At 72.2% G+C, this 25,972-nt stretch carries 24 protein-coding genes; 13 read left to right on the top strand and 11 right to left on the bottom strand.

Annotated features, from left to right (window positions below; translation table 11 throughout):
- Positions 1-46 precede the first annotated feature (46 nt).
- Positions 47-1,300: an FAD-binding protein gene (locus RKD20_RS09810; RefSeq protein ID WP_424877390.1), complete on the bottom strand. Its 1,254-nt coding sequence runs from the start codon at positions 1,298-1,300 to the stop codon at positions 47-49.
- A gap of 108 nt (positions 1,301-1,408) precedes the next feature.
- Here RKD20_RS09810 and RKD20_RS09805 point away from each other — a divergent pair, with 108 nt between their 5' ends.
- From RKD20_RS09805 to RKD20_RS09790, 4 genes are all read left to right on the top strand, one after another.
- Positions 1,409-2,416, top strand: a complete 1,008-nt coding sequence (locus tag RKD20_RS09805) for a hydroxyacid dehydrogenase (RefSeq protein WP_424877389.1) — start codon at positions 1,409-1,411, stop codon at positions 2,414-2,416.
- A 90-nt stretch (positions 2,417-2,506) separates the two neighbouring features.
- Positions 2,507-3,169, top strand: coding sequence for a pyridoxamine 5'-phosphate oxidase family protein (locus RKD20_RS09800; RefSeq protein ID WP_424877388.1), 663 nt, complete (start codon positions 2,507-2,509; stop codon positions 3,167-3,169).
- Between the two features lie 58 nt (positions 3,170-3,227).
- On the top strand, positions 3,228-4,568 hold the full coding sequence (locus RKD20_RS09795; RefSeq protein ID WP_424877387.1) for a radical SAM protein: 1,341 nt from the start codon (positions 3,228-3,230) through the stop codon (positions 4,566-4,568).
- Positions 4,569-4,932: 364 nt separating this feature from the next.
- Positions 4,933-6,411, top strand: a complete 1,479-nt coding sequence (locus tag RKD20_RS09790) for a cellulose binding domain-containing protein (protein WP_424877386.1) — start codon at positions 4,933-4,935, stop codon at positions 6,409-6,411.
- A gap of 27 nt (positions 6,412-6,438) precedes the next feature.
- Here the strand turns inward: RKD20_RS09790 and RKD20_RS09785 are convergent, their stop codons facing one another.
- From RKD20_RS09785 to RKD20_RS09755, 7 genes are all read right to left on the bottom strand, one after another.
- Positions 6,439-7,116 (bottom strand): GntR family transcriptional regulator, encoded by a 678-nt coding sequence (locus RKD20_RS09785; protein ID WP_020118951.1) that lies wholly within the window; start codon positions 7,114-7,116, stop codon positions 6,439-6,441.
- Between the two features lie 65 nt (positions 7,117-7,181).
- Entirely contained in the window at positions 7,182-8,183 is a 1,002-nt protein-coding gene (locus RKD20_RS09780; RefSeq protein ID WP_424877385.1) for a proline racemase family protein, read from the bottom strand.
- A gap of 34 nt (positions 8,184-8,217) precedes the next feature.
- Positions 8,218-9,114: a dihydrodipicolinate synthase family protein gene (locus RKD20_RS09775; protein WP_424877384.1), complete on the bottom strand. Its 897-nt coding sequence runs from the start codon at positions 9,112-9,114 to the stop codon at positions 8,218-8,220.
- Between the two features lie 53 nt (positions 9,115-9,167).
- Positions 9,168-10,613 carry an NAD(P)/FAD-dependent oxidoreductase gene (locus RKD20_RS09770; RefSeq protein ID WP_424877383.1) on the bottom strand — a complete coding sequence of 482 codons (1,446 nt, stop codon included), beginning with the start codon at positions 10,611-10,613 and terminating at the stop codon, positions 9,168-9,170.
- Positions 10,606-10,905: a (2Fe-2S)-binding protein gene (locus RKD20_RS09765; RefSeq protein ID WP_424877382.1), complete on the bottom strand. Its 300-nt coding sequence runs from the start codon at positions 10,903-10,905 to the stop codon at positions 10,606-10,608. The genes RKD20_RS09770 and RKD20_RS09765 overlap by 8 nt, the downstream gene beginning before the upstream one ends.
- The gene (locus RKD20_RS09760) at positions 10,902-12,119 is read right to left on the bottom strand and encodes an NAD(P)/FAD-dependent oxidoreductase (protein WP_424877381.1); all 1,218 of its coding nucleotides are present in this window, start codon (positions 12,117-12,119) and stop codon (positions 10,902-10,904) included. Before RKD20_RS09760 ends, RKD20_RS09765 begins: the two co-directional genes overlap by 4 nt.
- A 115-nt stretch (positions 12,120-12,234) precedes the next feature.
- Positions 12,235-12,984: a hypothetical protein gene (locus RKD20_RS09755; RefSeq protein WP_424883190.1), complete on the bottom strand. Its 750-nt coding sequence runs from the start codon at positions 12,982-12,984 to the stop codon at positions 12,235-12,237.
- Between the two features lie 390 nt (positions 12,985-13,374).
- On the opposite strand from RKD20_RS09755, the gene rsgA reads away from it, so the two are divergent.
- The 3 genes from rsgA to RKD20_RS09740 all read left to right on the top strand — a co-directional run bounded on the left by rsgA (position 13,375) and on the right by RKD20_RS09740 (position 16,456).
- Positions 13,375-14,475, top strand: coding sequence for a ribosome small subunit-dependent GTPase A (gene rsgA / locus RKD20_RS09750; RefSeq protein WP_424877380.1), 1,101 nt, complete (start codon positions 13,375-13,377; stop codon positions 14,473-14,475).
- A 116-nt stretch (positions 14,476-14,591) separates the two neighbouring features.
- Positions 14,592-15,971 (top strand): AlkA N-terminal domain-containing protein, encoded by a 1,380-nt coding sequence (locus tag RKD20_RS09745; RefSeq protein WP_424883189.1) that lies wholly within the window; start codon positions 14,592-14,594, stop codon positions 15,969-15,971.
- A 2-nt stretch (positions 15,972-15,973) separates the two neighbouring features.
- Entirely contained in the window at positions 15,974-16,456 is a 483-nt protein-coding gene (locus RKD20_RS09740) for a methylated-DNA--[protein]-cysteine S-methyltransferase (RefSeq protein ID WP_424877379.1), read from the top strand.
- Between the two features lie 3 nt (positions 16,457-16,459).
- Here RKD20_RS09740 and RKD20_RS09735 read toward each other — a convergent pair whose 3' ends face one another.
- Positions 16,460-16,831, bottom strand: coding sequence for a PPOX class F420-dependent oxidoreductase (locus tag RKD20_RS09735; RefSeq protein ID WP_424877378.1), 372 nt, complete (start codon positions 16,829-16,831; stop codon positions 16,460-16,462).
- A 50-nt stretch (positions 16,832-16,881) separates the two neighbouring features.
- Entirely contained in the window at positions 16,882-17,364 is a 483-nt protein-coding gene (locus RKD20_RS09730) for a DUF456 domain-containing protein (protein WP_424877377.1), read from the bottom strand.
- 1,311 nt (positions 17,365-18,675) lie between these two features.
- Between RKD20_RS09730 and RKD20_RS09725 the strand changes: the two genes are divergently transcribed.
- Genes RKD20_RS09725 through RKD20_RS09715 form a run of 3 tightly spaced genes read left to right on the top strand, consistent with a single transcriptional unit; the run spans position 18,676 to position 21,861 of the window.
- Positions 18,676-19,665 carry a protein phosphatase 2C domain-containing protein gene (locus RKD20_RS09725; RefSeq protein WP_424877376.1) on the top strand — a complete coding sequence of 330 codons (990 nt, stop codon included), beginning with the start codon at positions 18,676-18,678 and terminating at the stop codon, positions 19,663-19,665.
- Between the two features lie 54 nt (positions 19,666-19,719).
- On the top strand, positions 19,720-21,462 hold the full coding sequence (locus RKD20_RS09720) for a pyruvate dehydrogenase (RefSeq protein WP_424877375.1): 1,743 nt from the start codon (positions 19,720-19,722) through the stop codon (positions 21,460-21,462).
- A gap of 27 nt (positions 21,463-21,489) precedes the next feature.
- The gene (locus tag RKD20_RS09715; protein ID WP_424877374.1) at positions 21,490-21,861 is read left to right on the top strand and encodes a bleomycin resistance protein; all 372 of its coding nucleotides are present in this window, start codon (positions 21,490-21,492) and stop codon (positions 21,859-21,861) included.
- Here RKD20_RS09715 and RKD20_RS09710 read toward each other — a convergent pair.
- Positions 21,858-23,273 carry a helix-turn-helix domain-containing protein gene (locus tag RKD20_RS09710; RefSeq protein ID WP_424877373.1) on the bottom strand — a complete coding sequence of 472 codons (1,416 nt, stop codon included), beginning with the start codon at positions 23,271-23,273 and terminating at the stop codon, positions 21,858-21,860. The genes RKD20_RS09715 and RKD20_RS09710 overlap by 4 nt on opposite strands.
- 211 nt (positions 23,274-23,484) lie before the next feature.
- Here RKD20_RS09710 and RKD20_RS09705 point away from each other — a divergent pair, with 211 nt between their 5' ends.
- The 3 genes from RKD20_RS09705 (at position 23,485) to RKD20_RS09695 (ending at position 25,911) form a co-directional block, all read left to right on the top strand.
- A complete protein-coding gene (locus tag RKD20_RS09705) occupies positions 23,485-24,096 on the top strand; it encodes a hypothetical protein (protein WP_424877372.1) in 612 nt (203 codons plus the stop codon).
- A 115-nt stretch (positions 24,097-24,211) separates the two neighbouring features.
- The gene (locus RKD20_RS09700) at positions 24,212-24,679 is read left to right on the top strand and encodes a hypothetical protein (RefSeq protein ID WP_424877371.1); all 468 of its coding nucleotides are present in this window, start codon (positions 24,212-24,214) and stop codon (positions 24,677-24,679) included.
- Between the two features lie 809 nt (positions 24,680-25,488).
- The gene (locus RKD20_RS09695; protein WP_424877370.1) at positions 25,489-25,911 is read left to right on the top strand and encodes an ATP-binding protein; all 423 of its coding nucleotides are present in this window, start codon (positions 25,489-25,491) and stop codon (positions 25,909-25,911) included.
- Positions 25,912-25,972: the final 61 nt, after the last annotated feature.

Below are 25,972 nucleotides of genomic sequence, written 5' to 3'. Positions count from 1 at the left end.
CAGCGAGGGACTTTGTACAAGGGGTTAGGAAAGGGGCTTTATAAAGTCAGTCGGCGAGTACGGCCCGCACGAAGGCGTTGGCGAATTTTGCCTCGGGGTCCAGCTCACGCGCCAGCTTCCGGAAGTCGCCGAGGCGCGGGTAGCGCTCGCGCAGCACGTTCGTAGGCGTGGTGAAGACCTTCCCCCAGTGCGGCCGAGCGTCGAAGGGATCCAGTGCCTGCTCCAGTTGGCGCACCACCGGGAGGACGGCCGCGGTGTCCTCGATCCAGGTGAAGTGCAGGGCGACGGTGTCCCGGCCGCAGGAGGGGCTCAGCCACTGCTCGTCGGCGGCCACGGTCCGCACCTCGCAGATCTGGAGCACCCCGGCGACCGTCTCCCGGACGGCGTCCACCGCGTGCAGCGCCTCGACGGCGGACGCGCGCGGCAGCAGGTACTCCGACTGGAGTTCGGCCCCGCTGCTCGGCGTGAACTCGGCCCGGAAGTGCGGCAGTCGGTCGTGCCAGGGCCCCGGCACCCCGAACTGCTCGGTGCAGTTGACGGTGGGCATGCCCGGCACCGGATGCATCTTCTCGGTGGCGGGCGCGGCCCACGGGAAGTCGGCGAGGGGCTGGTCCGTCCGCCGCTTGACCCAGACCTGCCGGAAGCCCGGCGCGCCCCAGTCGGTGAACAGGCTGACGCTGTACGCCGTCGACATGACCGTCCCGAAGGCCGCCGAGTCCAGCCCGGCGAGGGGAAGTTCGGTGAAGACGTGCTGCTCCACGTCGAAGGACGGCACGAGGTCCAGGGTGAGCGCGGTGACGACACCGAGCGCCCCCAGGGAGGTGACCGCGCCGCCGAAACGCGGGTCGCCGCGGCCGATGGTCAGCAGGGAGCCGTCCGCGGTGACCAGCTCCACCTCACGCACGGCCGACGCGAGCGGACCGTTGCCGACGCCCGAGCCGTGGGTGCCGGTCGCCACCGAGCCGGCCACCGAGATGTGCGGCAGCGAGGCCATGTTGGGCAGCGCGAGGCCGCGGGCGTGGACCGTGCGGGCCAGTTCGGCGTACCGGACGCCGCCCGAGACCCGGACGGTACGGGCCTCGGTGTCCACGTCGATCACCGGCGGCAGGTCGGCGATCGACAGCAGGACGCCCTCCGGGCCCGGCTCGGCGATCTCGTTGAAGGAGTGCCCGCTGCCGAGCACCCGCACGCGCGCGCTGTCCGCGACCAGGGCGGCGAGCCCGTCGAGCGAGCGGGGCCGGTGCAGTTCCTTGGCGGAGTAGGTGATGTTCCCCGCCCAGTTGGTGATCGTCTCCGACATGTCCGTCGTTCCTCCCGGGAGTGTGTATGCGTTGACCCTCTCATTTGTCGGGGCCTACCGTAGAGAGCGTTTTCTACAACCTTTCCGCAGGTATGGAGGGCCATCACCTTGCCCGAGCGACCTAAGGCGCTGTTCGCCATGACCGCCGAGAACGTGCCGCTCGTCTTCCCGCCCGAGGTGCTGGCGCGACTGCGGGAGTGGGTGGACATCGACCCCGCTCTGGTGGCCGAGGATCTCACCGACCCGGCCTTCGCGGACGTCCTGGCCCGCACCGAGATCCTCGTGACCGGCTGGGGCTGCCCCCGTCTGGGCACGGCAGTCCTTGACGCGGCCCCGAAGCTCCGGGCCGTCCTGCACTCGGCCGGGTCGGTCAAGGGCTTCGCCACCCCCGAGATCTGGCGGCGCGGGATCGCCGTGTCCTCGGCGGCGGAGGCCAACGCGGTGCCCGTCGCCGAGTACACGCTCGCCATGATCCTGCTCGCCGGCAAGGACGTCCTCGTGCGCCGCGAGCGGCTGCGTGCCGAGCGGGCCGCTCCCGGCTGGGGGGTCGTGCCCGGCATCGGCAACCACGGGCGGCGGGTCGGGGTGATCGGGGCGTCCCGGATCGGGCGGAAGGTGATCGAGCTGCTGCGGCCGTTCGACCTTTCGGTGAGCCTGAGCGACCCGTACGTCGACGAGGCGGGGGCCGCGGAGCTGGGCGTCCCCTTGACGTTGCTGGACGACCTGCTGCGCACCTCGGAGATCGTGACCGTGCACGCCCCGGAGACCCCCGAGACCCGGCACCTGATCGGCCGTCGCGAACTGGCCCTGATGCCGGACGGAGGGGTCCTGATCAACACCGCGCGGGGGAGCCTGGTCGACACGGACGCCCTCGTGGACGAACTGCGCACCGGCCGCCTGTCCGCGGTCCTCGATGTCACCGACCCGGAGCCGCTGCCCGCCGACTCCCCCCTCCACGACCTTCCGGGCGCCTTCGTCACCCCGCACCTCGCGGGCTCACAGGGCAACGAGCTGGCGCGGCTGGGGCTGGCGGTCGCCGAAGAGGCGGAGCGGGTGGTGTCCGGGACGGGGCTCGCGTTTCCGGTGGACTACGCCGAGCTGGAGCGGACGGCCTGAGCTACGGATTTCGTTGTTCTTCGGCTAATTCACAGTCCAGACGGGCTGGATACTGGTATCGGAACCGCCGAATCAGTAGCGTCCTGGTTCATGGTTCACGAGCGGCTTCCCGAGACCGACCTCACCCGCCACCGGCGCTTGCGCGAGCAGGGCAGTCTGGACCGGGCCGACCTGGAGGCGATCCTCGACGCGGGGTTCGTCTGCCATCTCGGGGTCGTGGTCGAGGGGCGGCCGCTGGTCGTGCCCACGGTGTACGGGCGGGACGAGCGGCAGCTCTACGTGCACGGCTCGGTCGCCAGTCGCAGCCTCGCCGGCGGTGTGCCGGTCTGTGTCACCGTCACGCACGTCGACGGGCTGGTCCTGGCGCGGTCCGTCTTCGAGCACGGCGTCAACTACCGCAGCGCCGTGATCCACGGCGAGGCCCGCAAGGTGACCGACCCGCAGGAGAAGCTGGCGGGCCTGCGCCTGCTGACCGAACACGCGACGCCCGGACAGTGGTCGTACGCCCGGCAGCCCAGCCGGAAGGAGCTGGCGGCCAGCTCCCTGCTGGCCCTCCGCCTCGACGAGGCCTCCGTCAAGATCCGTACCGGCGCGCCCGACGACGGCGACGGACCCGACGCCGAGCTGGGGCTGTGGGCCGGTGTTCTTCCGCTCACCTCGGCGTGGGGCACGCCGGTTCCGGACCTGACACTGTCTCCGGAAACGCCCATACCGCCCCACATCGCACGCCGTGAGGGGACCCGGCACGGATGATGTCCGAGCGAGGGCATACCGTGAGGAGTCGTACGTCCGATCCGGGAGGAGACACGGGATGGGCAGCCGTACCGCGCTGGTCGAAGATCTGATGGAGCGGTTTCCGCAGGTTCCGCGGGAAGCCGTCTTCAAGGAGGACCTGCTGCGAGGTGGCGTGGCCTTCGACCCGTCAGCCCTCAGCGACAACGAGTCCGGTGAGGTGAAGCCGAAGTCGTACTTCATCTTCTCCTTCGACCACGGCACCCTGCCGGAGCTGGGCGAGGCCGCGCTGCGCCGCCCGCCGGAGGAGATCATCCTCACCGGCGGGCCGTACGACCTCAGGCGGACCGTGGTGTCGGTGCGGGTGAACCCCGCCTCGCCCTACCGCGTGGCAGCCGACGACTCCGGCATGCTCGGGCTCTACCTCGACGGCAAGCGGATCGCCGACGTGGGTGTGCCGCCGATGCCGGAGTACTACCGGCACAAGCTCTCCAGCGGGAAGTCCGTCATGGAGGTCGCCCCGACCATCCAGTGGGGCTACCTGATCTACCTGACCGTCTTCCGGGTCTGCCAGTACTTCGGCGCCAAGGAGGAGTGCCAGTACTGCGACATCAACCACAACTGGCGCCAGCACAAGGCGGCCGGGCGGCCGTACACCGGGGTGAAGGACGTCGACGAGGTCCTTGAAGCCCTGGAGATCATCGACCGCTACGACACGGCGAAGGCGTCGACCGCCTACACCCTGACCGGCGGTGCCATCACCTCCAAGCTCCAGGGCCGTGACGAGGCCGACTTCTACGGCATGTACGCCAAGGCCATCGAGGAGCACTTCCCGAACCGCTGGATCGGCAAGGTCGTCGCCCAGGCGCTGCCGAAGGACGACGTGCAGCGGTTCAAGGACTACGGCGTGCAGATCTACCACCCCAACTACGAGGTGTGGGACGAGTACCTCTTCAAGATGTACTGCCCGGGCAAGGAGCGCTATGTCGGCCGGGACGAGTGGCACAAGCGGATCCTGGACTCGGCGGACGTCTTCGGGCCGCGCAATGTGATCCCCAACTTCGTGGCGGGCGTGGAGATGGCCGAGCCCTTCGGCTTCACGACGGTCGACGAGGCCATCGCCTCCACCACCGAGGGCCTGCGGTTCTTCATGTCGCACGGCATCACCCCCCGCTTCACCACCTGGTGCCCCGAGCCGACGACTCCGCTCGGCAAGGCCAACCCGCAGGGCGCGCCGCTGGAGTACCACATCCGGCTGCTCCAGGCCTACCGCCAGACCATGGACGACTTCGGTCTCTCCTCGCCCCCCGGCTACGGCCCGCCCGGACCCGGCCGTGCCGTGTTCTCGGTGAGCTCCTTCATGGACAGCCTTCCGGCGGCCCCGGAACCGGCCGAGGCGGCCGAGGCGGCCGAGGTCTGACGGCTCCGGAAGCGGCCGAGGCCGAGGTGCGCCCCGCGTGCGAGGGCGGACCTCGGCCTCGACCGGTTCCTGCCGTGGACTGACCGGCGCCGAATCCCGTCGGGCTTCCAGTCGTCCTGATTCCGCGTTACGGCTGGTTCCTGTGTGGCGGGATTGATACGTTCCGGCTTCCGGTCCGTACACAAGGGCGTGACTCCGCGCGGCAATATGCCGTGGGGGAGTGGACCGAACCCTCGGTAACCGATTTCAATAGCCTGCTTGTCAGTTGTGTGGGAGACGTGAAAGGCTCCTGTCCTGCCGCGAGGTTCCCCCCAACTCCTTTGCCAGTATGGCGAGTTGACCTCGCTTTGGATGCAGGAGACCCATGCCCGACCTGCCGACCCCCCAGGACGCCGCCGAGGCCGCGCTGTTCTCCGAGTGCTGGGATGCCGTGCTGTCGTACGCCGATCTGTGCACGGCCGGCTCCACCGCCGCCGGCGAACTGGCCACGGAGGCGTTCGCCCTCGGCATGCGGGAGGCCCGGGAGGCGGAGGCCGCCGTCCGCGGTGCCGGCCGCCGTCCGGCCCGGCTGCCCCGGATACCTCTGCTGCTCACGGCCGTTCGCACCACCGCGGCCGACTGGGAGACGCAGGACCTCGGCCACCGACTCGACCCCGATCTGCGGCTGTGGCTCAACTCCGACAAGGCCGCCCGCTACACCGGCCCGCCGCTGCAGCGCCCCATCGCCCTGCGCGGACTGCGCGATCTGCAGGCGGCGGACGCCGAACTGCTGTGGCTGGCCGAGGTGGAGGCGCTGCCGCTGCCCGTGGTGGCCCGTCGGCTCGGCCTGGACCCCGCCACCGTGGGCGAAGAACTCGCCCAGGTGCGCGGCCTGTTCCGGGACCGCAGCCACCGCAACCACCTCGACATGCCGATGGACGCACAGTGCCGCAGTTACGCACGGCTGCTGGACGCCGTCACCCGCTCCACCTCCGGTGAGGCCCCGGCCGACCTCTCACGCCATCTCGCGCGGTGCCAGCAGTGCGCGGAGGCCGCCGCCTGTCTTCGACTGCACGGCGGCGGGCTGCCCGCGGCCCTCGCGGGCGGGGTGATCGGCTGGGGCGGGCTCGCCTATCTGGAGCGCCGCCGCCGGGCCGCCGAGGTGCGTCTTGGCGCCGGGGGCCCGCTCGCCCTGGAGAGCGGGCCCCCCAACCCCGGCGCCCACAAGGCGAAGGTGGCGCGCAACGGGCTGCTCGTCGCCGCCGTCCTCGTCTCCCTGCTCGCCCTCGCGGTCTCGATGATGCCGGGCGACGACATGAAGCACGGTGCCGCGGGGCCCGGCACCAGCGCCGAGGGCCAGCCGGTGGCCAACCCCACCTACTCCGCCCCCGCCGCCACCTCGCGCGCGCCCGGCTCGGCGCGGCCCTCCGGGACGCCCACGCCCACGGGGAACCCGTCGGAGTCCACGGGGGCGACGAACTCCGACCCGGAACCCCAGGGCACCTCCTCCGCGGGCGCCGAGGAGCCGGAGCCCGGCGAGAGCGCCGCACCGGCCTGCCGCTTCGAGTACTCCCTCGTCAACCAGTGGCCCGACGGCTTCCAGGCCGAGGTCACCCTCACCACCACCGAGGCGCTCGACGACTGGCGGGTCACCTGGTCCTTCAAGGACGGCCAGAAGGTGACGCAGATGTGGGACGCGAACTTCACCCAGAGCGGCTCGAAGGTCACCGCGACCGCCGCCTCCTACAACAAGTCGGTCGCCGCGGACGGTTCGCTCTCTTTCGGATTCCTTGCCTCCTGGCAGAGCAAGAACGCCCCGGCCTACGACTTCTCCCTCAACGGGCAGGAGTGTGCCAAGTCCTGACCGGAAATCAGTTCGTGCCTCCCTGGCCTACTTGGCGGCCCACAACCCCCGGACGTGCCCGATGTGCCGGGTCATGACCTCGTGCACCGCCCTCTCGTCGCGGGCGATCAGCGCGTCGAGGAGTTCGAGGTGCTCCTCGGCTGAGGCCAGCAGGCGGCCGGACTTCACCAGCGGGGTGAGGCCGTAGAGACGTGACCGCTTGCGGAGGTCGCCGACCACCTCGACCAGGTGGGTGTTGCCCGCGAGGGCGAGCAGGCCGAGGTGGAAGCGGGTGTCGGCCTCGACGTACGCGATCAGGTCGCCGGACACCGCCGCCTGGACGATCTCCCGGGCGGCCGGACGCAGCGCCTCCAGGGAGACCGGGTCGGCGGTCGAGGCCAGCTCCACCACGGTGGGGATCTCGATGAGTGAGCGGATGTGGGTGTACTCGTCGAGCTGCTTCTCGGAGACCGCGGTGACCCGGAACCCCTTGTTGGGGACGGTGTCGACCAGGCCCTCCTTGGCGAGGTCGAGCATGGCCTCGCGCACGGGCGTGGCCGACACACCGAAGCGGGCGGCGAGCGCGGGCGCCGAGTACACCTGACCCGGGAGGAGTTCGCCCGCGATCAGCGCGGCCCGCAGGGCATCGGCGACCCGCTCCCGGTAGCTGCTCTTCTTTCCGCCGAGCACGGGAAGAGCGGGGGTGCTGGATCGCTGGGCGGCCATGAGGGGCATCTCCTAGTGGTGCAATGTCACGCGGCACCCGGCATTATCCTCGACGCCCTCAGGGCTCACAGGACGAATCCCGCCGGGAACGGATCGGTCGGGTCGAGCAGGTACTGGGCCGTGCCGGTGATCCACGCGCGCCCGGTGAAGCTGGGCAGCACGGCGGGACGGCCCGCCACCTCGGTCGTGCCGAGGAGCCGGCCCGTGAACCGCGTCCCGATGAAGGACTCGTTCACGAACTCGGTGTGCAGCGGGAGTTCACCGCGCGCGTGCAACTGGGCCATGCGCGCACTGGTGCCGGTGCCGCAGGGGGACCGGTCGAACCAGCCGGGGTGGATGGCCATCGCGTGCCGTGAATGCCGGGCGGTGGCACCGGGCGCGATCAGATGGACGTGGTGACAGCCGCGGATGGACGGATCCTCCGGGTGGACGGGCTCCTCCTCGGCGTTGATCGCCGCCATGAGGGACAGCCCCGCCTTCAGGATGTCGTCCTTCCGGGCCCGGTCGAAGGGCAGCCCGAACTCCTCCAGCGGCAGGATGGCGTAGAAGTTGCCGCCGTACGCCAGGTCGTATGTCACCGTCCGCCCGTCGGCCAGTGCGATCTTGCGGTCCAGGGCGACGGAGAACGAGGGCACGTTCTGGAGCGTGACGTTCTTCGCCCGGCCGTCCTCCACCGCGACCTCGGCGATCACCAGGCCCGCCGGGGTGTCGAGCCGGATCGTGGTGACCGGCTCCACGACCTCGACCATCCCGGTCTCCACCAGCACGGTCGCCACGCCGATCGTGCCGTGCCCGCACATCGGCAGATAGCCCGAGACCTCGATGTAGACGACCCCCCAGTCGCAGTCCGGGCGGGTCGGCGGCTGGAGGATCGCGCCGCTCATCGCCGCGTGCCCGCGCGGTTCGTTCATCAGGAGCTGCTTGATGTCGTCGCGGTGCTCACGGAAGTACAGCCGCCGCTCGTTCATGGTCGCGCCGGGGATCGTGCCGATCCCGCCGGTGATCACGCGGGTGGGCATGCCCTCGGTGTGCGAGTCGACGGCGTGCAGGACGAGTTTGCTGCGCATGACGCTCCTGGTGGTCGGAGGGACGGTTCGAGGCTCACACGAGCCCGGCCGCGAGCGCCCTCTCGGTCGCGGCCCGCACGACGGCCTCCTGCTCGGGCAGCAGCGGGACCCGCGGCGGCCGGCACCTTCCGCCGTGGCGGCCCACGAGGTCCATGGACAATTTGATCGCCTGCACGAACTCGACCCTGGAGTCCCAGCGCAGCAGCGGGTGCAGCTGCTCGTACAGCTTCTTCGCGGTGGCGAGGTCGCCGCCGACGGCGGCCCGGTACAGCTCGACCGACGACCTGGGCAGCGCGTTCGGGTACCCGGCCACCCAGCCCTTCGCCCCGGCGAGCGCCAGCTCCAGCAGGACGTCGTCGGCGCCGATCAGCAGGTCGAGTTCGGGTGCGAGTTCGGCCAGCTGATAGGCGCGCCGGACGTCACCGGAGAACTCCTTGACCGCCCGGATCCACCCCTCGGCGTGCAGCTTGGCCAGCAGCTCGGGCACCAGGTCGACCTTGGTGTCGATGGGGTTGTTGTACGCCACGATCGGCAGGCCCGCCTTCGCGACCTCGGCGTAGTGCGCGAGCACCGACCGCTCGTCGGCGCGGTAGGCGTTGGGCGGCAGCAGCATCACGGACGCACAGCCCGCGTCGCGCGCCTGCTCGGCCCAGCGGCGCGACTCCGCCGAGCCGTACGCGGCGACACCCGGCATCACCCGCTGACCGCCGATCGCGGCCACGGCCGTCTCCACGACCTTGGCCCGCTCCTCGGGCGTGAGCACCTGGTACTCGCCGAGCGAGCCGTTCGGTACGACGCCGTCGCAGCCGTTCTCGACCAGCCAGGCGCAGTGCTCGGCGTACCGGTCGTAGTTCACGGTCAGGTCGTCGTTCAGCGGGAGGGCGGTGGCGACGAGGACACCGCGCCAGGGGCGGAGGTCGGTGGTGGTCATACGGATTCCCTCTCGGTGAAGTGTGACATTTCACTGTTTCCCGTCTCTTCGGCTCACGGTTCCTCGGACTCTCCGGACTCTCCGGACTGCCCGGTCTCTCCGGCGGACTCCCCGTCCTCTCCGGCGCGCGCCAGCACGCCCAGCGGCACCGGCCGCGCGAACGGCCTGCGCACCGCCGTCTGCGCGCACCCCGCGACTCCGGCCACTCCGGGCTCGCACACCCGGCCCTGGCACCAGCCCATCCCGGCCCGCGTGAGCAGCTTCACGGTCCGCAGATCACCGGCCCCCAGCTCCCGCACCGCCTCCCGCACGGCACCGGCCGACACCTCCTCGCAACGGCACACGACCGTCTCGTCGGTGACCTGCTCGGCCCAGTGCACGGGCGGCGCGTACACGGAGTCGACGGCGGCGAAGAAGGCCCGCAGCTTCTCCCGGGTGCGTGCGGTGGCCGCCCACTCACCCCGGTCCGGCACCCGCCCGGCCAGCCGTGCCGCGACCGACCGCCCGGCGATGTGCCCTTCGGCGAGGGACAGGGCGGAGCCGCCGATGCCGGTGGTCTCGCCCGCCGCCCACACACCCGGCACGTCGGTGCGCTGCTCGTCGTCGACGTAGACGTCCGTCCCGTCGACCCGGCAGCCCAGCGCGTCGGCGAGGTCGGTGTGCGGCAGCATGCCGTGGCCCACGGCGAGGGCGTCGCAGCCGAGGCGCCGCCGGGTTCCGGGGCGCACCCGTCCGTCCCGGTCGAGGGCGGCGATCGTGACCGCCTCCAGCCGCTCGGCGCCGTGCGCCTCCACGACGGTGTGGCGCAGGAGCGTACGCACCCGGTGCCGGAGCAACAGGCCCGCGTACCCGGCGCCTTCGGCCACCTTGTCCGGCCGGCCCGCCAGCGCCCGGGACCGCCGTAGGAATGATGTCGGGTCGGCCGAGTCCACCAGCGCGGCGACCTTCGCTCCCGCCGCCGCGAGCCCGGTGGCGACGGGCAGCAGCAGCGGGCCGGTCCCGGCGACGACAGCGGTACGGCCGGGCAGTACGAGCCCGCCCTTGAGCATGGCCTGCGCCCCGCCCGCGGTGACGACACCGGGCAGGGTCCAGCCGGGGAAGGGCAGCACCTTCTCGTAGCCGCCGGTGGCGAGGAGGACCGCGTCGGCGTGCACCTCGCCCGGCTCCTCCTGCTCCGCGCCGGTGAGGGCGTGCACGGTGAGCCCGGCGGCACCTCGGCGCTCGACGAACCAGACGTGATGGTCCGTCAAGTGTCGTACCCGGCCCGCCCGTACGTGTGCGCGCAGTCCGTCCCGCAGTCTCTCCCAGGTCCGCCACTGATGGTGCAGGGCCTGGGGGCGCCGGGCTCCGAGCCCAGGTGCGGGCTGCCGGTAGAACTGCCCGCCCGCCTCCGCAGCCGAATCGATCAGCGTGACGTGGACGCCGCGTGCGGCTGCCGCGAGGGTGGCCGCGAGGCCGGCCGGGCCCGCGCCGATCACCGCCAGTCCCGGTTCACCCATGGCGGCCCGTCCCCTCCTGCGTGCGGACCGTGTCGCCCGGTCGGAGGGGGACCAGGCAAGCCCGTTGGTTCGGGCGGTCGTTGACGGTCACCAGGCAGTCGAAGCAGACGCCGATGCCGCAGAAGATCCCGCGCGGGCGGCCCTCGCCCCGGGTGGTGCGCCAGGAGGTGACCCCCGCGGTCCACAGCGCGGCGGCGACGGTCTGGCCGGGCAGGGCCTCGATCTCCCGCCCGTCGAGGGTGACGGTGAAGGCGGGACCGGGTTCGGCGCGCGCCAGTTCCAGCGGATTCACGAGGCCTCCCCGGAGTCGGACGAGGAACCGGACGACGACTTGGACGAGGAGCTGGACGAGGAGGCGAGTGGGGAGACAGGGAAACGGTCGGGCCGGAACGGTGCCAGATCCAGCGCCGGCGCCTCCCCGGCCAGCACCTGCGCGATCAACTGCCCTGTCCCGGTGGACAGTCCGATGCCCGCGCCTTCGTGTCCGCACGCGTGGAACAGGCCGGGCACACGCGGGTCGGGGCCGATCGCGGGCAGGTGGTCGGGCAGGTACGGCCGGAAGCCGAGGTACGTCCGCATCGCGCGCACGTGCTCCAGGAACGGGAACAGCCGGGTCGCGCCCGCCGCCAGCCCTCGCAGTGCGGGCAGCGACAACGAGCGGTCGAAGCCCACCCGTTCACGGGTCGCGCCGATCAGGACGGGCCCTGCCGCCGTCCCCTCGACGACCGGCGAGGTCTGCAGGGCCGCCGAGTCGCTGGCCACGTCGGCCACGTAGTCGGCGGCGTACACCTTGTGGCGGACCAGGCGGGGGAGGGGCTCGGTGACGAGGACGAAACCGCGCCGGGGGAGCACGGGGAGGTGCACTCCCGCCAGCGCGGCCAGCTCACCGCCCCACGTCCCGGCGGCGTTGACGACATGCGGCGCGTGGATCTCGCCCCGGCCGGTCCGCACCCCGCGTACGGCACCGCCGGCACCGCGCAGCACCTCCGTCACCGCCGCCCCCGTGGCCAGGCGGGCACCCGAGGCGCGTACGAGACGGGCGGCGGCCAGCGTGGGCATGACCTGCGCGTCCTGGGGATACAGCACACCGCCGGCGAGCCCGGGCGCCACCTGGGGCTCCAGCTCCCGCAGCCGATCCGCGTCCACGGGTACCGCCTCGACGCCCGCGGCCCGCTGCCCGGTCGCGAACTTCTCCAGGGCTTCGAGGCCGTCGGGGGTGGCGGCGACGACCACGCCGCCCTTGAGCTCGTACTCGATCGCGTCGCCGACCTCCTCCGCCAGGTCGGCCCACAACCGGCTGGACAGCAGGGCGAGTCCGAGCTCGGGACCCGGCTCCTTGTCGGAGACCAGGAGATTGCCCTCACCGGCGCCGGTCGTGCCGCCGGCCATCGGGCCGCGGTCGACGACGATCACGTCGAGGCCCGCCCGGGCGGCGTACAGAGCGCAGGCCGCGCCCACCATCCCGGCTCCGACGACCACGACATCGCAGGTCAGTCGCTTGCTCACGCCAGTACTATGTCACATGGCTCTCCGGGTGGGAACACCCCGACAGCCGACCGGCGCGTGGTCGCGGCGGGGGCTGGGGACGGTGGCCGCGGGATGAACGGCGCTCACCGGGCCATCAGTCGATCTCGCTCGGGTCGCCGGACGGGGTCCGGCCCGCCTGTACGTCCTTCAGCCGTGCCGTGCCGAGCTTCGCCGCCTGCTCGGTGCTGTCGCCGTCGACTCCGTCGAGGCCGCCGTTGGTGAGGGTGATCGTGTCGGTGCCGACCCGCACCGCCGCGACGTCCAGGGTGAGGGTGGTGGGCGCGCCGCCCGAGGTGCCCTGGACCGTGACCCGCAGCCCCTGCCGGGCGTCGCCCCCCTTGGGCAGGGAGCGCTCGATCACCTGGACCGTGCGCGCAGCGCCGGAGGTGTCCTTCGCCGTGAACTGGTCGCACTTGACCGGCAGACTCTTCAGCCAGGCGAAGGACGTGTCGAGTCCCGCCCTGTCATAGGCGGCCACCTGGTACAGCAGCCGGGAGTCGCCCTGCTGGAAGCCCGTGAGCGCGGACGCGCCGGACGGCTTGCCCAGCAGATCGTCGCTGTAGAGCCGGTCGAGGAGCTTCTGGCAGTCGGCGGCGTCCGCCTTGCCGGTGATGAAGTCGGCGACGTCCACCTTGCCGACCAGCAGGCTGTCGCGCCATTTGGCCGCGTTCTTGACCTGGGTCCAGTCGTCCTCCAGGTCCGCCTCGGTCACCAGCGCGGCCCGCGCCCCGGCCGCGGTGAGCGGGGCCGGGGAGGCCTGCGCGAGAGGCGAGGAGGAGATCCGCGTGGTGTCCGCGCGGTCCGGCCCGCCGTCCTCACCGTCCGAGCACCCGGCGATCGTCATCAGGACTCCGGCGGCCAGTGCGGGGGCGAGGACACGGAGCGGGCGGGGTGGGCGGTGGGTCGTCACGGGGTCTCCTGGAGATGGGGGTCGGCTTCCATGCCACAACCGCTCCTCCCGGACGACCAGCGCACCGGGCTGTTCGAGTGAGGCGGGCGCTCGCGTCGGGGTCCGGAAAACCGGTGGCGCCCCGCACGCCGGCGCCCCTATGGTGAGATCACTTCGCACGGCGGCTCACGGCTGCCGTGCCCCACGAGCAGGAATCAGGGAGGTGTCGACCGATGGCTGTCTTTGCGACGAGCGCTGCCCGCATCCAGATCATCAAGTCCACCTCCGTGGCCGTCGGCTGACACCAACTCCTGGTGCCGGGGCCACCCTTGTGAAGGGTCTCCCTTGACTTCCAGCTCCACTTCTCAGGTTTTCTCCGCTCTCGCTCCCTACGGCTGGGACGAGGACTGGGCGGACGCGTTCGCCCCCTACGAGCCCGAGGGGCTCCTGCCCGGACGCGTGGTCCGGGTCGACCGCGGGCAGTGCGACATCGTCACCGCCGACGGGATGCTGCGGGCCGACACCGCCTTCGTCACCCCGAACGACCCGATGCGGGTGCTGTGCACCGGCGACTGGGCCGTCGTCGAACCCGCGGGCAACCCGCGGTACGTACGGACCTATCTGCCGCGCCGTACCGCCTTCGTGCGCTCCACCTCCTCCAAGCGGTCCGAGGGGCAGATCCTCGCGGCCAACGTCGACCATGCGATCGTCGCCGTGTCGCTGGCCGTCGAACTCGACCTCGGCCGCATCGAACGTTTCCTGGCCCTGGCCTGGGAGTCCGGCGCCCAGCCGGTGGTCGTGCTCACCAAGGCCGACCTCGTGCCGGACGCGGCGACCCTCGCGCATCTCGTGGAGGACGTGGAGACCACGGCGCCGGGGGTCCCGGTGCTGACCGTCAGCGCCCTGGACGGGGAAGGGCTCGACGTTCTCGTCGCGGTCGTCTCCGGCGGTACGTCCGTGCTGCTCGGGCAGTCCGGTGCCGGGAAGTCCACCCTGGCGAACGCGCTCATCGGCGAGGACATGATGACCGTGCAGGCCACGCGGGACGCCGACGGGAAAGGGCGCCACACGACCACGACCCGCAACCTGCTCGCCCTGCCCGGCGGGGGTGTGCTGATCGACACGCCCGGCCTCCGGGGGGTCGGCCTGTGGGACGCCGAGACCGGTGTCGCGCAGGTCTTCTCCGAGATCGAGGAACTGGGCCGGAAGTGCCGCTTCCACGACTGCGCGCACGAGAGCGAGCCGGGCTGCGCGGTGCTGGCCGCGATCGACTCCGGTGAGCTGCCCGAGCGGCGGCTGGAGAGCTACCGGAAGCTGATCCGGGAGAACCAGCGGATCGTGGCGAAGACGGACGCGAGGCTCCGTGCCGAGATCCGCAAGGACTGGAAGAAGCGGGGAGCCCAGGGGAAGGCGGCGATGGAGGCGAAGCGGGGGCGCTGGGCGTAGTCGTTCGGCAGCCGGTGGGTGGGGGCCGGACCCGCAGCCGCCCACCGGCAGACCCCACCCCCATGTCCGTTTTCCGCCAGCCCAACCCGTGCCGACCGGCGAGACTGGATGGCGTGATGGACGAAGACACCAGGTACGAAGCCGTCCGCAGCCGGGACGCCCGGTTCGACGGGGAGTTCTTCTTCGCCGTCGAGACGACCGGGATCTACTGCCGCCCCAGCTGTCCTGCGGTGACCCCGAAGCGTCACAACGTCCGCTTCTACGCGACGGCCGCCGCCGCGCAGGGCTCCGGGTTCCGGGCCTGCCGGCGGTGCCGTCCGGACGCGGTGCCCGGCTCCGCGGACTGGAACGCCCGGGCGGACGTGGTGGGCCGGGCGATGCGCCTGATCGGCGACGGTGTCGTCGACCGGGAGGGCGTCGCCGGGCTCGCCGACCGCCTCGGCTACAGCGCACGCCAGGTCCAGCGCCAGCTCACCGCCGAGCTCGGCGCGGGACCCGTCGCCCTGGCCCGGGCCCAGCGGGCCCACACCGCGCGCGTCCTGCTCCAGACCACCGGCCTGCCGGTCACGGAGATCGCGTTCGCGTCGGGCTTCGCCAGCGTGCGGCAGTTCAACGACACGGTCCGGGAGATCTACGCCGCCACGCCCAGCGCCCTGCGGGCCGCGGCCCGGACCACCCGCCGCGCGGCCACTCCCGCGGCGGGCATTCCGCTACGGCTCGCGCACCGCGGCCCCTACCGGTCCGGCGCCGTCTTCGACCTGCTGGAGAGCGAGGCCGTGCCCGGCGTCGAGGAGGTGAGCGGGGCACCCGGCCGGCGCACCTACCGCCGCACCCTCCGCCTCCCGCACGGCACGGGCATCGTCGCCGTCCAGGAACGCCCCGGCACGACCAGGACCACCTCCGGCGCGCACCCCGGCGGCTGGCTCGACGCCCAGCTGCACCTCACCGACCCTCGCGATCTGACCACCGCCGTCGGACGGCTGCGGCGGCTCCTCGACCTCGACGCCGACCCCTACGCCGTCGACGAGCGGCTCGGCGAGGACACCCGGCTCGCCCCCCTGGTCGCCGCCCGTCCCGGACTCCGGTCGCCCGGCGCCGCCGACCCCGAGGAGTGCGCCGTACGGGCCCTGGTCGGCCGTACGGAAGCCGAACGGCTCGTCCGGCGCCACGGCAAGACCCTGGACGCGCCCTGCGGCAGCCTCACCCACCTCTTCCCCGAGTCCGCGGCCCTGTCCGAGGCGGCCGGCTCTCTCGGCGCGCTCGCCACCGCCCTCGCCGACGGAACCGTACGACTCGATCCGGGCGCCGACCGCGACGAGGCGCAGCACGCGCTGCTCGCCCTGCCCGGTCTGGACGCCCGTACCGTCGCCGTCATCCGCAGCCGCGCCCTCGGCGATCCGGATGTCGCCCCGCCGGGCCTCGACACCCCCGACACCTGGCGCCCCTGGCGCTCCTACGCCTGGCAACACCTGCGCACAGCAGGAGAGTTGGAGTAATCATGGCCATCCGCTGGACCAGTATCGACAGCCCGGTCGGCACTCTGCTGCTCACCGCCGACGAGACCGGCGCACTGACCTCGCTGTCCGTCCCCGGCCAGAAGAACGGCCGTACCGTCCAGGAGGGCTGGGTCCACGACCTCGCCCCCTTCCGGGACGCCGAGGAGCAGCTGGCCGCCTACTTCGCCGGTGAACTCAAGGAGTTCCAGCTGAAGTTGCGCCCGAGCGGCACCGAGTTCCGGACCCGTGTCTGGGACGCCCTCGACGACGTGCCGTACGGCGCGACCACGACGTACGGCGAGATCGCCGCCCGCGTCGGTGCCTCCCACGTCGCCGTCCGGGCCGTGGGCGGCGCGATCGGCGCGAATCCCCTGCTGATCCTCCGCCCGTGCCACCGGGTGATCGGCGCGAACGGCCTGCTCACCGGGTACGCGGGCGGCCTGGAACGCAAGACGGCCCTGCTCACCCTCGAAGGCGCCCTGTGAGACTCAGGACTCCTCCAGCCCCCAGCTGTGGATCCGTCGCGGATGGATGCGGATCAGCTCCTCGCTGAAGTGCGGGCCCAACTCGTGCGGACCCGTGAGGAGTTCCGCCTCCCCGCGGATGTCGATGCCGCGCACGGTCCACGGGTTCAGGCTGACGATGTCGTCGACGACCAGGGCGACCTTCGGGTTCCTCTGGAGGTTGCGCCACTTCTTCGTACGGCCCATCGCGTGGCCGCCGACCAGGATGGTCCCGTCGTCCTGCGGGAAGAAGCCGACCGGGTTCGCCTGCGGCTGTCCCTGCGGGTCGACGGTGGCCAGCCGCCCCAGCCGCTGGGACCTCAGGTACGCGCGCTCGGCCTCGCTGAATTCGGTCATGGCAGCCACCCAAACACGCGCGGGTGGCGCGCACATCGGTATCCCGTACGTCATCCCCACAACATCGCCCCCAGCCACGCGCCCGTGATCAGCAGACAGGTGAAGAGTTCCGCCAGCACGCTGGAGCCGCCCGAGCGCATCGCCGTGCGCAGGGCGGCCTTCGCCTCCCTGTGGCGGCCGAGGCGGAGGCGCTCGCAGAGGTAGATGCCGCCCATGAACCCGGGGATCGCGCCGAGCACGGGGATCAGGAAGAAGCCGAGGAACGCGCCCACCCCGGCGTACACGGCCATGCGCGGGGTGGCCCCGCTCGTCCGCAGCCGGCGCGGCGGCAGCGCCCAGCGCACCACCTGGGAGAGGAACAGGGCGACCGTGGCCCCCACGAGCACGCCCCATGCGACCGGCTGCGGATCCTTCAGCGCCCACCACAGGACCGCGGACCACACGAGCCACGACCCCGGTACGCCGGGCACCAGAACCCCGACCAGGCCGAACAGCATGACCAGGCCGACCAGCAGGAGGTCCCACACTCCCATTCGTCCAGGGTGCAGGAGGACGGCGGGAAGCGCAGATAAGCGATGGTCGTGGAGCCGGCCCGGCCTCTTGGGCAACACGCGTTCGACAGCTCACTCGACACGTCGTTCGACGGGCGCGGCGGCACCTGATTTTCGCGATGCCCCGTTTTCATACGGCCCGCACCGTGGACAATCAGGGGCATGAGCCAGCAGGGGGGAAGGCCCACCGGTCAAGAGGACGACTGGTGGAGGCAGCTGTACGACTCCACCGACGACACGGGCCCCGCACCGGCCCCGGACACCCTCGACGACCGCTTCGCCTCGGCGGCGGGGACGGTACGGGACGGGTCCGGGAGCACGGTGAGTACGGCCGACGAGGCCGAAGGACCCCGGGACGGCGGCGATGGGGGAGGGGCAGGTTCCGGGGTGAGGGGTCCTCGGCCCGGTCCCGGGGTTCCCGCGCCGCGCACCGGCATCCCCGACGAGGCGGCCCCCGCACCCGGCCGGCACCGAGCGCCGTGGGAACCGGAACCGCCCTCTGACGCGCCCGCCTCCTTCCCGCCCGGCCCGAAGCCACCGGGCTTCGTCGAGCGCGCCCCCGAGGACCGGCCGCCCGCGCCACCGGGTGGTCGTGCGTCCACGGAGACCCCTCCGGCCACGTCGGTCCCGGCCTCGCGGATGCCGACCGAGCCCCCGAGGCCCCCGACGGCTCCACCCCCACCCCCCTCCGCCCCACCTCGCCCCGCGGCCCCACCCCCGCCCGGCACCGGTGACTCGGACCGGGGCGGTTTCGGCGGGCAGGTTTCGCGAGGGGAGCCCGCTGGGGGTCCGGCCCAGGACGTCGACGGTGCTGTCCCGTCCGAGCGCGGTGACTCGGGCGGGGGCGGTCTCGGTGGGCCCGTCCCACCCGACCGTGGCGACGCCCCTGGGCCCGGCTTCCGTGAGGGTGTCCCGGGCGGTGCCGGGTCGCATGAGGCTGACTCCGGGGAGGGCTCCGTCTCCGGTGGGGCCGCCCCTGCCGGCGGGGACGAGGACGCGCCGACCCCAGGCCGCCGTCCCGAGAGCCCTCCAGAGCCCTCGGATCGACGCGCGGCCGGCACACCCCGTGGCGAGGGCGACCGGTGGGCTGCTCCACCCGCCCCCGGCTTCGCCCCCGATGCCGACGCCGTCCAGGACGCCACCCCCGCGGTCGCGCCACCACCCCGCACCGGCCCCGGCTCCACCCAACCCAATCCCACGCCCGAGCGCCCCGGGCAGGACCCCGGCCACGGCCAGGTCAGCGCCCCCTACCAGGACGAACCCGCCCCGCAGGCACCCCGCACCGCCACCCGCGTGGACCTGCCCACCCTCCCGCCCGCACTCGTCGGCTTCGTCGGCTCCGGTCCGCCGACCTACGACGCCGAACCCACCGCCCTCCCACCCGCCGACCCCGACGAACTCGACGACCTGGTGGCGGACACCGTGCTGGACGGGGCCAGGTACGGGGCCTGCACGCTGCGGGCGGTGTCCGTGCGCGGGGACTCGGCCAGGTTCCGGGGCGAGCCCCGGCGGGACTCCCTGCTCACCGCCCGTTTCGGCACCGGCGAGCAGGCTCTGATCCTGGTGGCCATGGCCACCGGCGCCCGCGCCACCCCCGGCGCCCACCGCGCCGCAGCCGAGGCATGTCACTGGATCGGGCGCGCCGTGGGGCGCAGTCACGCCCGGCTCGCGCAGGACATCGGCGCCGCCCGCCGAGGTGACCTCAAGTCAGGGCTGCACCGGCTCACCGACCGCAGTCTCGGCAAGCTCCGCGCCAGCGCCGTCGAGCAGGGCATCGACCCGGAGGAGTACGCCGCCACCCTTCGCTGTCTGCTCCTGCCCGCCGACCCCGACTGCCGTGTCCGGGTCTTCTTCGGCGTCGGCGCGGGCGGACTCTTCCGCCTCCGCGACGGCGAGTGGCAGGACATCGAACCCCAGGTCACCGACCTCCCCGGCGAACCCGTCGTCGGCTTCGGCTCGCTGCCCCCCGAGACCCCCGACGGCGACCGGCTCACCATGGACCTGGGCATCCCCACACCCCCGAGCCCCTACGAGCCCGCACCCGAACCGCCCCGCGAGGCCTTCCGCTTCCGCGCCTCCGTCGCCCGCCCGGGTGATGCCCTCCTGATGTGCACCGGCGGCCTCGCCGACCCCCTGCGCGGCGAGCCCGAACTGCGCGAGTACCTCACGGGACGGTGGTCGGACCCCACCCCGCCCGGCCTCGCCGCGTTCCTCGCCGACTCCCAGGTCCGGGTCAAGGGATATGCCGACGACCGTACGGCCGCCGCTGTTTGGGAGGCGTGATCGCGGCCAGTGTGGATTGATGGACCCAAGGAGACCGAAGGGGTGCATGGATCCATGGCCAAACAGAACGTCGCCGAACAGTTCGTGGACATCCTCGTCAAGGCCGGGGTGAAACGCCTCTACGGCGTCGTCGGCGACAGCCTCAACCCGGTCGTGGACGCGGTCCGCCGCACCGCCGGCATCGACTGGGTGCACGTACGGCACGAGGAGACCGCCGCCTTCGCCGCGGGCGCCGAGGCCCAGATCACCGGGAAGCTGGCCGCCTGCGCCGGTTCCTGCGGGCCCGGCAACCTGCACCTCATCAACGGGCTCTTCGACGCCCACCGCTCCATGGCCCCGGTCCTCGCCCTCGCCTCGCACATCCCCTCCAGCGAGATCGGCCTCGGCTTCTTCCAGGAGACCCACCCCGACCAGCTGTTCCGCGAGTGCAGCCACTACAGCGAGCTGATCTCCAACCCGAAGCAGATGCCGAGGCTGCTGCAGACCGCCATCCAGAACGCCGTCGGCCGCTCCGGCGTCAGCGTCGTCTCCCTGCCCGGGGACATCGCCGACCAGCCCGCCCCCGAGAAGGCCGCCGAGACCGCCCTCGTCACCTCCCGGCCCAGCGTCCGCCCCGGCGACGCCGAGGTCGACAAGCTCGTCGAGATGATCGACAAGGCCGACAGGATCACCTTGTTCTGCGGCAGCGGCACCGCGGGCGCGCACGCCGAGGTCATGGAGTTCGCGGAGAAGGTCAAGTCCCCCGTGGGGCACGCCCTCAGGGGCAAGGAGTGGATCCAGTACGACAACCCCTTCGACGTCGGCATGAGCGGCCTGCTCGGCTACGGCGCCGCCTACGAGGCCACCCACGAGTGCGACCTGCTGATCCTGCTCGGCACCGACTTCCCGTACAACGCCTTCCTCCCCGACGACGTCAAGATCGTCCAAGTCGACGTGCGTCCCGAGCACTTGGGCCGCCGCTCCAAGCTCGACCTCGCCGTGTGGGGTGATGTGAAGGAGACTCTGCGCTGTCTGACGCCCCGGGTGAAGGAGAAGACGAACCGGCGCTTCCTGGACAAGATGCTCAAGAAGCACGCCGACGCGCTCGAAGGGGTCGTCAAGGCGTACACCCGCAAGGTCGACAAGCACGTCCCGATCCATCCCGAGTACGTGGCCTCCGTACTGGACGAACTCGCCGACGACGACGCGGTGTTCACCGTCGACACCGGCATGTGCAACGTATGGGCCGCCCGCTACATCTCGCCCAACGGCCGCCGCCGCGTGATCGGTTCGTTCTCGCACGGGTCCATGGCGAACGCGTTGCCCATGGCGATCGGGGCGCAGTTCACCGACCGGAGGCGACAGGTCGTGTCGATGTCCGGGGACGGCGGGTTCTCCATGCTGATGGGCGACTTCCTGACCCTCGTGCAGTACGACCTCCCCGTGAAGGTCGTCCTCTTCAACAATTCCTCGCTCGGCATGGTCGAGTTGGAGATGCTGGTCGCCGGCCTGCCCTCCTACGGCACCACCAACAAGAACCCCGACTTCGCGGCCGTGGCTCAGGCCTGTGGCGCCTACGGCGTGCGCGTCGAGAAGCCCAAGGACCTCGCCGGCGCCCTGAAGTCGGCGTTCAAGCACAAGGGGCCCGCCCTCGTCGACATCGTCACCGACCCCAACGCCCTGTCCATCCCGCCGAAGATCAGCGCTGAGATGGTCACCGGCTTCGCGCTGTCCGCCTCGAAGATCGTCCTGGACGGCGGAGTCGGCCGGATGCTCCAGATGGCCCGCTCCAACCTCCGCAACATGCCACGGCCCTGAGGAGCCAGTGGCTGCCAGACTGGCCGCATGCCGGAAATCGCCTTCACCGATGTCGCGCCCGTCATCCCGGTCCTCAACCTCGACGCGGCCCTTGAGCGGTACCGCCGGCTGGGCTTCACCGCGCGTGCCTACGACGGTCCGCAGCGGTACGGCTTCGTCGAGCGGGGGGCGGTGTCGATCCACCTCAGCGAGTGGTCCGAGCACGACCCGCTGCGCACCGGAGCCGTCGTCTACCTCTACGTGGGCGACGCCGACGCCGTCCATGCCGAGTGGGCGGCCTCCGGCGTCGAGGGCCGCTTCGGCGAGCCGGCCGACACGCCTTACGGGCTACGGGAGTTCACCTACGTGGACGCCGACGGCACGGCTCACCGAGTGGGGTCCGCGCCGGAAAGGCCCTAGGTGCCGGACGGTACCCACGCCCGCTCACCGGCGCTGTTCGTGCCGTACCAGAGACGCGTCAGGCCCTTGATGCTGCTCGTGCGGAACGGGCGGCCGTGGTCGTCGATGCGGACCGTGCCGGTGCGGCCCTGCGAGGACCAGTCGAGTTCGAGGTACCAGCTGCAGTCGTACGTCTGGGTCGTCGCGTTGACCAGCAGCACCTCCGGGTCCGAGGCGGAGACCCGGTAGGGGAACTGCACCGCGGGGACGGTCTGTCCGGTCTCGTTGCCGGCGACCGCGTGGGCGACGGGGCGGTCGATGTCCAGGTTCACGTCGAAGCCGCGCGGGGTGATCCCGCCGCCGCAGCCCTGGTCCATGGCGTAATCGGTACCGGGGGCCGGGGTGCCGCGGCCGGTGATCCGGACGCGGAGCGCCTCCAGGACGACGGCCGTGGACGACCGTCCCTGCACGGTGATCTGCACCTTCGTCTCCCGCCCGTGGATCGCGCCCTGCGTCGCCGCCCAGATGCCGGCGTCCTGCACGAGCGGGGGCGGGGGCACCTGGGAGGGCGGCTTGTCGATGACGTAGTCGTGACCGCAGCTTCCCTCCCAGATCTGGGAGTTCGCGCTCCAGGTCAGGGGAGTGCCGACGGAGGTCCCCCGCTGCCCGGGCCCCGCGCTCTCCTTCGAGGTGCCGCGGCCGTGGGACGCCGACGCGGAGGGCCGCGTTCCGGTGGTCTTGGTCGAGGGGGAGGCGGAGGCGGCGGAGGGACTCGGTGACGGCGATCCGGAACGGCCGGGCAGGCCCGACGCGGTCGTCCGGGACGACGGGTCAGGAGCCTGGGCCACCTTGTCCGAGGCGGGACGGCCGGACGGCAGCGCCGACAGACTGCCCACAGTGGCGAGAGCGGCCACGACGGCGGCCGCGGTGACGAGGAGACGCCGACGCCGGTACCAGGGGCGGGGCGGGGGAGCCGGCCCCGACACCCGCACGGTGTCCGGCTCACCCGCACTCTCGCTGTCGTCCGGTCCCTCTGCCTCGTACGCGCTCTCCGAGTCCGGCCCACCGGCTGTGTCCGCGTGAGGATCTTCCACTGCTCCCGCCGGCACGACGAAAGCCTCAGACGACCCAGACGACCCAGACGACTCCGTCGGCTCCGCAGTCCGAGGCCGCTGTCTCGCCGCCACCGCCGACAGCCACAGCCGGTGCAGGTCCATCCGCTCCTCGGCCGACGCCCCGCACAGGGCGGCGAACCGCTCCACCGGCGCGAAGTCGACCGGCACGGCGTCCCCCGCGCAGTACCGGTGCAGGGTCGAGGTGTTCATGCCCAGGCGCCGGGCCAGCGAGCCATAGCTGCGGTCCGTGCGCTCCTTCAGCCGCCGCAGCAGGGCCGCGAACTCGTGGACATCGTCCTGTGGTTCAGGTGCCGACAACGATTCCCCCTAGATCCCGCATCCCAGGCACTCCCTATACCTGCACGTCAGACGGCCTGGGATGGTTCCATGCCGACGGATCCCGTGTCCCTTGTTGCGTCCGCCCCGTGTGACCGCTGATGCTTCTGGTGTCACACCGACCGGGCCGGACCGACCATCCGGCGTCGTCGTGGCATCCCACATTCCTGTACGTATCTCACGGGGGACACCCATGCCCAAGCACAGTCGAGCAGGCGGGCTCACCGTACTCTCTCTCACCGGCCTCATGCTCGGCGTCACCCTCGCGGTGCAGGCCGGGGCCGCGCCGGCCGCGCCCAAGTTCCTCTCGGCCGCCGACCTCCCCCCGCACCCCTCGTCCACGTGGACGGCGGGCAAGGTCACCGACGGCGTACCGGACGAACTGCTGCTCTGCCTGAAGGACGCGCTGCCGGGCTACGACTCCCGGTACCGCGACTTCCGCACCGACCTGGACACCAGCGCCCGCCAGCTGACGATCGAGGTCGGCACAAAGACCAAGGCCGCGGCCCTCGCCACCCTCATGAACAAGGAGATCCGCACCTGCGCGGACCGCCTCGAACAGGGCGACCCGGAGCTCGACGCGACGTACAAGGACTACGGCAAGGTCGCGGTCGAGGAGGGTGCCCGGGTGCACGGACTGCACACGGAGTACTCGTACGGCGCCACCGACATCCGCCTGCTGTCCGTGGGCCGGGACGACCGGACCGTCACCGTCGTGGAGTGGTCCCAGATGGGCGACTTCGCCGACGCCCCGGTCAAGGCCTTCAAGAAGACGACCGCCACCGCGGTGAACAAGCTCCACTGAAGCCGGGGCCGCCCTCCCGCACGGGGGTCGGGCGGGCGGCCCCGCACGGACCACAGGTCCAGCGGCAGAAACGCATGACCAGCAGCAGGAACCGAAAAGAAAACGGGGAACAGAGATGAACACGACCAAGGCGACCCGCCGCACCACCCTGGCCCTCGGCCTCGCCCTGGCCCTCGGGCTCGGCGTCACGGCCCAGGCCTCCGCCGGAGCACCGCGCAGCGTCAGCGGGAAGCCCTCCGACAACATCACGCGCATCGCCGACTTCTACGGCGCCTACATCGACGCGGTGACCGACGAGGGCAGCGGCGACCTCCGGGACGCCCTCCGCTCCCACTACCTCACGCCCGCCTTCCAGAAGGAGCTGAACGCCTGGGAGGAGAAGGAGCACGCCGACGGCGTGCTGCGCGCCCAGAACGTGCCCCTGGCCTGGAAGGTCACCGACAACGGCTCCACCGCCGCCCGCACCGAGGCCGTCGTCACCCTCACCTGGAGCGCCGGCCAGACCAGCACCCTCGTGGTCGACATGACCCGCGACAGCCACCAGATCCTCCACATCGGCGCCAAGGGAGTCGGCAGCAAGTAGCGGCGGATTCCGGCCAGTTTCCCTGCTGCCCCACCTCTTCGCCGTATACGACGAGGTCGGCAGCGCGGAGTCGGCACATCGGCCCATGCCGGGCGATCCCGGTGTCCCGGAGCCAGGTGGGCCGGGAGCCCCACGGCACCGTGGGACCGGAGGCCGCCCGAGGGGAACTCGTGCACCGGCTCACCCCCCGCCGCCGGACCCCGATCCTCGGGTGCCGGCGGCGGGGGCGCACGTCGTTCAGGGGCGCGCGTGCCGTCGTACGGCAGGCTCCTCACCCGGCGGCCGGGCCGGGCACGGGTGCGTCCGGGGCCGGTCGCCGCCTGCCGGGCCTGGTCAGCCCACTCCTCCCGGGCCTCGGGACTCACCCCGCCGAACAGGTGCTTTCCCGGGGCCTTCCCGCTCGTGAAGGGCTCGCGCGCCACCCGTGGCGTCCGGCAGGCGGACAGCGGAGCGCGGGGCACATGCCATCCGGAGGGGACCAGCGGCACAGGCACCGCGTGGCAGACGCCCCGTACGGACCGCCGCGGGGGGTCCTCTCCTCGGCAACCGCGCCGTCGTACGCGGGGGTTCGCGGGGCGCCGCCGGGGATCCGTCCGCTCCGTCGGCACGGCCGTGGTCGCCCCCGCAAACGTGGCCGAACACCTGGTCGTTGACGATTCGACATGACTGGCGCATGAACTACGGGGCATGGATCCCCGTGAACGTGTTCGAGCAGGAGGGAAACCGACATCGGCACGCGGGCGGGGGTCATGAAGAGGCAGGCACGAGGAGGCGGTCCCACGGCAGTAGGGGCCTTCTCGGCACAGACCATGGAGGAGAACGCCGACAGCGCCCTGGAGCAGGCGCAGTCGCCTCAGCTCCGGCGCAGACTGGAGCGGGCGGACCTGGGGGCCGTACCCGAGACACGCAGGGCCTTGCGCGAGTTGTTACGGCACTGGGGGAGGCCCGGGCGATCCGAGATAGCCGAACTGCTCACCAGCGAGCTCGTCACCAACGCGCTCGTGCACACCGACCACGACGCGGTCGTCACGGCCACGGTCGGGCCGCGGGCCCTGCGGGTGGAGGTGCGGGACTTCGTCGCCCGCATACCCCGGGTGCGGATGGCGAACGCCGACGACCACACGCACGGCAGGGGCCTCGCCCTGGTGCAGTCCCTCGCGGACGCCTGGGGCGTAAGGGCACACGGCGTGGGCAAGTCCGTCTGGTTCGAACTCGACGCGGGAGCGGCGTGAACCACGGGAAGGGGGCGTGACCGCGTCGGTCACGCCCCCTTCCCGTGGTGCTCCGGCCTTT

This window comes from Streptomyces sp. SLBN-8D4, assembly GCF_049739545.1.
Lineage (GTDB): Bacteria > Actinomycetota > Actinomycetes > Streptomycetales > Streptomycetaceae > Streptomyces > Streptomyces canus_C.
Note: the sequence above shows the minus strand (reverse complement) of the source record. Positions and strands in the feature narration are given on the sequence as shown.

What these genes read in the sequence shown, in the direction of transcription:
- RKD20_RS09720 (WP_424877375.1), top strand. Translation starts at nt 19,720, where the DNA reads ATGGCCAAACAGAACGTCGCCGAACAGTTCGTGGACATCCTCGTCAAG.
- RKD20_RS09705 (WP_424877372.1), top strand. Translation starts at nt 23,485, where the DNA reads ATGCCCAAGCACAGTCGAGCAGGCGGGCTCACCGTACTCTCTCTCACC.
- RKD20_RS09775 (WP_424877384.1), bottom strand. Translation starts at nt 9,114, where the DNA reads ATGACCACCACCGACCTCCGCCCCTGGCGCGGTGTCCTCGTCGCCACC.
- RKD20_RS09785 (WP_020118951.1), bottom strand. Translation starts at nt 7,116, where the DNA reads ATGGCCGCCCAGCGATCCAGCACCCCCGCTCTTCCCGTGCTCGGCGGA.
- RKD20_RS09735 (WP_424877378.1), bottom strand. Translation starts at nt 16,831, where the DNA reads ATGACCGAATTCAGCGAGGCCGAGCGCGCGTACCTGAGGTCCCAGCGG.
- RKD20_RS09730 (WP_424877377.1), bottom strand. Translation starts at nt 17,364, where the DNA reads ATGGGAGTGTGGGACCTCCTGCTGGTCGGCCTGGTCATGCTGTTCGGC.
- RKD20_RS09810 (WP_424877390.1), bottom strand. Translation starts at nt 1,300, where the DNA reads ATGTCGGAGACGATCACCAACTGGGCGGGGAACATCACCTACTCCGCC.
- RKD20_RS09770 (WP_424877383.1), bottom strand. Translation starts at nt 10,613, where the DNA reads ATGGGTGAACCGGGACTGGCGGTGATCGGCGCGGGCCCGGCCGGCCTC.
- RKD20_RS09790 (WP_424877386.1), top strand. Translation starts at nt 4,933, where the DNA reads ATGCCCGACCTGCCGACCCCCCAGGACGCCGCCGAGGCCGCGCTGTTC.
- RKD20_RS09695 (WP_424877370.1), top strand. Translation starts at nt 25,489, where the DNA reads ATGGAGGAGAACGCCGACAGCGCCCTGGAGCAGGCGCAGTCGCCTCAG.
- RKD20_RS09715 (WP_424877374.1), top strand. Translation starts at nt 21,490, where the DNA reads ATGCCGGAAATCGCCTTCACCGATGTCGCGCCCGTCATCCCGGTCCTC.
- RKD20_RS09755 (WP_424883190.1), bottom strand. Translation starts at nt 12,984, where the DNA reads ATGACGATCGCCGGGTGCTCGGACGGTGAGGACGGCGGGCCGGACCGC.
- RKD20_RS09780 (WP_424877385.1), bottom strand. Translation starts at nt 8,183, where the DNA reads ATGCGCAGCAAACTCGTCCTGCACGCCGTCGACTCGCACACCGAGGGC.
- RKD20_RS09745 (WP_424883189.1), top strand. Translation starts at nt 14,592, where the DNA reads ATGGACGAAGACACCAGGTACGAAGCCGTCCGCAGCCGGGACGCCCGG.
- RKD20_RS09795 (WP_424877387.1), top strand. Translation starts at nt 3,228, where the DNA reads ATGGGCAGCCGTACCGCGCTGGTCGAAGATCTGATGGAGCGGTTTCCG.
- RKD20_RS09740 (WP_424877379.1), top strand. Translation starts at nt 15,974, where the DNA reads ATGGCCATCCGCTGGACCAGTATCGACAGCCCGGTCGGCACTCTGCTG.
- RKD20_RS09800 (WP_424877388.1), top strand. Translation starts at nt 2,507, where the DNA reads ATGGTTCACGAGCGGCTTCCCGAGACCGACCTCACCCGCCACCGGCGC.
- RKD20_RS09700 (WP_424877371.1), top strand. Translation starts at nt 24,212, where the DNA reads ATGAACACGACCAAGGCGACCCGCCGCACCACCCTGGCCCTCGGCCTC.